The sequence below is a fragment of the Roseburia zhanii genome (assembly GCF_014287635.1).
Lineage (GTDB): Bacteria > Bacillota > Clostridia > Lachnospirales > Lachnospiraceae > Roseburia_B > Roseburia_B zhanii.
On sequence record NZ_JACOPH010000034.1, the window covers coordinates 1 to 4,485 of the forward strand.

Consider the following 4,485-nt stretch of genomic DNA (forward strand, 5'->3'; position numbering starts at 1 on the left):
AGGAAAGAGCATTACATAATATCAGTAAAATCGTATTCATCGTTTCTCCTATGAATTTTTCTGCAAAAATTTATTTACTTCTTCTCTAAAATCGCTGCTTCTCTTTTGCGCAATCTGGAGTTCTTTTCCATTATCCATATAAATGGTAAAGCCTTTTATTTTTTCAATATGCCTTAAATTAACCAGATTTCCCCTGCAATTCACAACAAAATCATAGGGCTGCAGTTCTTCAACCAGTTTTTCAAAAATGCAGTCATACTCATATGTGATATCAGACAACGCTATCAGTACTTTTCTTGATCTTTTTATGTATTCAAAATATAAAATGTCCCTGAGTTTCAATTTGATTGACAGATACTCTTTCCCATTGCTGTCCGTCACTTTATAAAAATCCTTTTCTGCTCCGGTATCCGGCAGTTGATCCAGTAGTTCCAACATCTGCATTTCCAATTTATCATATTCCAATGGCTTACATAGAAATGAAAATGCGTGAACTTCGTTAATGACCTGCATACAATATTCTTCATAACTCGTAATATACACTAATTTCACATCTGGAAATTTTTCTTTCAATTTTCTCCCCAGTTTAATACCATTCAGTTCTTCCATCGAAATATCTAAAATTCCGATATCAATACGACTGATATTTTCAAGCATTTGATTTGCAGACATAAATTTCTCTATATGATAAGCAATCTTTTGACTTGTAAAAATCTTATGCAGCATATTCACTGCACACTCAAGATCTGCTATATCGTCATCACAAACAGCAATTTCCAGCATATTACTCACCTTCTTCCTATCTTCCTACTATATCGGTAATTTTTATTTTTCCATTAAATAAATATAAAGTACTCTGCATATTATCTAAATAGGCTCTAAATAAATATCATATATATAGAAAATGTGCCATCATCTTGACGGCACATTTCCTATATTTTCCCCCCAAATTATATTGCTACAGTATAGAATACCATTGTCTGTCCATACTATCAGCTTCATACTGATATGTAATCAACTGATTCATGTCTTTTAAACCCGCCATTTCTATTAGGTTCTATCATTATATTATAGTTTTCATATTTTTATAGTATCCTGCATTATCCATAACACTATTATTGCCAGATGTACCCACAGTACTTACCTCAGAGTCCGAAATATTATACCCTGCCTTAAATGCAAGAATATCCTCCAATCCATATTGATTTTTATAATCCGTCAGCATATAGATATTATCTCGTATTTCCTCATATTTCGCATTGGCTTCCTGGGAGTTCATTATTTTACACATTTTCTCTGGAAGTCCGGTAATCTTCCCATTGTCATCTACGTTTATATCGTCAAATGAATACTGTCCATTTGTTGCTTTCTGAATGAACTGTTCCACTTCATAGTAAGCATTTACTAATCTATATTGTGTGTTAGAAATATCTGCTGTCTGAATATATTTTTCCCACATATCATCAGCAAAATTTTCCGATATCATATTTTTTATCTGTTCTTTGTTTTCTTCTGTAATGTCCCCGTTAATCGTAATAGTTCCAGATACATCTATTTCAATTTTCCATGATGTATCTGGCAGTTCAATTCCTTTTTCATTTGCTATTCTTTCTATTTCTGCATAAAAATCGTTTTTTATATAATTCGACTTCTCTGCTCTCTCATAATCAGATAAATTGGCAAATATTTTCACATATGCCATTTCCGACACACTTAACTGCTCCCCCTTTTTCATCTTATTTAATAATTCTTCTACACTATCCGTTCCCGAATATTTTTCATCTTCCGGCAACGCTTCAAATTGCATCTGATGTAATTTGTCAATTTCGCTTTGATATGTTTTTTCATATTTCTGCTTTATTGCATTTTTTTCTTCTGAATTATCTGCATTTGCTATTTCTTGTGAGTGCTGCACATTACTACTTGAAGTATCCCTGTTTTTCGTTTCCGTAATTTTTATTCTATAGGAACCTTCCCCGGAATCCGATGTCATATTGGAATTTTCTACTCTGATCACATAATCTGATGTAACGCAGTCCCAATTAGGTACCGTAAGCTGTTTATTACCATGTCCATCATCTGTCGCTATTCCAATCTGATTGCCATATAAATCGTACAATACTAAATTATATGCCTGACTATTCTTGCTTTCCAATGAAATCGTTATCTCTGAAGATATACCCATTTTAGAGTAAAAACTTTTTTGCGGATAAGAAAAAGAATAGTAATCTACATCATATTTTGAATCGATTGTTCCCTCTAAATAACTTTCATTATTATGCAACAATGTTCCTATATCATATGTACTGTAATAGCGATCTACCTGATCATCGTATTTCGTATGCTGATGATAACTATCATTCTTATTTGTTTTGGCATTTTCTATTAACACCGTTTGCTCATTTAATTCTTTCATCGGCGATTTAAAACTTTTTGCTGCATTTCCTGTCTCATATATTTTACTATCTACTATTCCGCCACCTATATAATGTACATAGTGTCCCATCTTATCGTCACCTCTTGGAATCCACGGATGGTATAAAAATACCATCCGTAATTTATTTATCTTTCTAAATATTTAGCCCACTATTATTCCGAAAGGAACTAAATAATCCAATGTCATCTGTGTCATTGTAGTGCAACTAGCATTTACATAAGAAATACCACTTACCCAATGTACTGTAACAGATGTTGCATAGTTTCCATCAATTGATCCTGATGGTGGATTATTGTCAACCAAGTCACTCCACCAACCTGCTGGTTGTTGATTTTCCTCCATTAATAGCATTCAGCTTAGTAGTTGTCTTACTATAAAAACTTGAAGCTGCAAATACTGGTGTTACAAAAAGCAAACAAACCATCATACTTACAACAACTGCCATAAACGTTTTTCTTGAAACCGTCTTTTTAGCTTTTTCTGATATTCTCATATTAGCAACCTCCTTCAAAAATGAAATATATTCCACATAAAAAACATACTATATTTTTATATCTACTGATTTCTTGCCACTCTCAACAGACTCTCTGGTAATGCCATCCAATGCACCAGCCGGTATTGGTTTCCCAGCTTTCCATGTAGGATCAGCGGCTTTTGCTGCTTCTGCAAATGCCTGTCTGTATTGATGTTCATATTGTTCCATTGTCCAGCCTGCTGATAAGCGGTCATCTTTATCCATTTTTCTATATAAATTGTTATATACGCTCTCCCTTTTGGTAGTATCACCATTTAAAGTACCGTTTTCATTTAAGAATTCTTTCTTTGCCAGTTCAAACATTTCTTCCTGGCTGCTCTCTGGAATAGAAATGATATGTTTATAACTGTTTCTGTTCTCATCCGTTACAGCAAGTCCTGTTAATCCGGTATTCGGATCAATCCAGTCTCCGTTTTTGTCATACTGGCTCATCAGGTTCTTAATTGCCTGAACATTTGTAAACATTGCACCGTTTCCATTCTTCATCATCTCACTCAGTGCTGCTTTATACTTTTTACTGTTTGTGTCAATCCCTGCTGCTTTTAATTGTTTTTGTACAGAACTGCTGTTCATTTTGGACAACTGAATATTGTTGACCAAATTTGTTTTTGATGTTCCAAATGTTGTTTGAAATAAAAAACCGTAGTCCGTAATTCTTGACATAAGCGAAACCTCCCATCATTAAATTTTTTATATGTATCATCCACTTTATTTTTTTCTATCGACACACCCCTTCTGATATTTTACCTTTTCTGCACCAAGTACGATTTTTTTTGCACGAAGTAAGACTTTTTACAAAAAAATAGCCAAAAATGCTCTTTTATGAATTAAGGAATAACTCAGCAGCAAATTTATTTCCATCATTCTTCAATGTTAAATCTCCATCATATTTTTTTATACTGCTCTGAACATTCAGCAGTCCTATTCCACCATTTTTTCCTTTATTTGATACTGGAAAACCATTTTTCCACTTTACTTCATTACAATTATTTTCAATGCTGACAACTATCATCTTATGATATGAGCCAATCTTAATGCAAATATATTTCTCGCCTTTCAGCTTTTCTGTTGCTTCAATCGCATTATCTAATAAATTTCCAAAAATAGTTGTAATGTCGATTGGTTCAATGAAATTCAAATTCACATTATCTATCTTTATTGTTACTGAAATCCCCTTTTCTCTCATAACAGATTCTTTATCAGTAAGAAGTATATTCAAGATCGGATTTTCTGTGTATTGAACCGGAATGAGCAGCTTCAACAACTCTCTGATCTTTGTTGCATATTCTCCTGCCGTTTTTTCCTGCTCTGCACCATATAACCCTTCGATTGCTTTAATATGCTTATTTACATCATGTAATATCTGAATGGTTTGATCATACTTTTTTGCCTGGGTCAAATAGTATTCGTATTGTACCTTTGCCTGTTGCTCTAAAGCGATGAGCTGCTTTTCATAATAGTTCTTTTCATCTGCCATTTTAACAAAATATAAAAGGTATAGATCTGCCAGAAC

Annotated in this window: 6 protein-coding genes; all 6 read right to left on the reverse strand. The window is 33.3% G+C overall.

Annotated elements, in window-relative coordinates; translation table 11 throughout:
- Positions 1-48: 48 nt before the first annotated feature.
- Complete coding sequence (locus H8S17_RS15645; RefSeq protein WP_118088398.1) at positions 49-783, reverse strand: LytR/AlgR family response regulator transcription factor; 735 nt, start codon at positions 781-783, stop codon at positions 49-51.
- 280 nt (positions 784-1,063) lie between these two features.
- On the reverse strand, positions 1,064-2,506 hold the full coding sequence (locus tag H8S17_RS15650; RefSeq protein ID WP_015517468.1) for a hypothetical protein: 1,443 nt from the start codon (positions 2,504-2,506) through the stop codon (positions 1,064-1,066).
- Between the two features lie 72 nt (positions 2,507-2,578).
- Positions 2,579-2,788 (reverse strand): DUF6947 domain-containing protein, encoded by a 210-nt coding sequence (locus H8S17_RS17310; RefSeq protein ID WP_147343742.1) that lies wholly within the window; start codon positions 2,786-2,788, stop codon positions 2,579-2,581.
- Positions 2,742-2,930: a hypothetical protein gene (locus H8S17_RS15655; RefSeq protein ID WP_044928892.1), complete on the reverse strand. Its 189-nt coding sequence runs from the start codon at positions 2,928-2,930 to the stop codon at positions 2,742-2,744. Before H8S17_RS15655 ends, H8S17_RS17310 begins: the two co-directional genes overlap by 47 nt.
- A gap of 48 nt (positions 2,931-2,978) precedes the next feature.
- On the reverse strand, positions 2,979-3,635 hold the full coding sequence (locus tag H8S17_RS15660) for a DUF3879 family protein (protein ID WP_118098787.1): 657 nt from the start codon (positions 3,633-3,635) through the stop codon (positions 2,979-2,981).
- A gap of 157 nt (positions 3,636-3,792) precedes the next feature.
- A partial coding sequence (locus tag H8S17_RS15665; protein ID WP_186867855.1) for an ATP-binding protein occupies positions 3,793-4,485 on the reverse strand: 693 nt, incomplete at its 5' end.

Coding starts and splice junctions, on each gene's coding strand:
- H8S17_RS15655 (WP_044928892.1), bottom strand. CDS start 2,930: ATGAGAATATCAGAAAAAGCTAAAAAGACGGTTTCAAGAAAAACGTTT.
- H8S17_RS15645 (WP_118088398.1), bottom strand. CDS start 783: ATGCTGGAAATTGCTGTTTGTGATGACGATATAGCAGATCTTGAGTGT.
- H8S17_RS17310 (WP_147343742.1), bottom strand. CDS start 2,788: ATGCTATTAATGGAGGAAAATCAACAACCAGCAGGTTGGTGGAGTGAC.
- H8S17_RS15650 (WP_015517468.1), bottom strand. CDS start 2,506: ATGGGACACTATGTACATTATATAGGTGGCGGAATAGTAGATAGTAAA.
- H8S17_RS15660 (WP_118098787.1), bottom strand. CDS start 3,635: ATGTCAAGAATTACGGACTACGGTTTTTTATTTCAAACAACATTTGGA.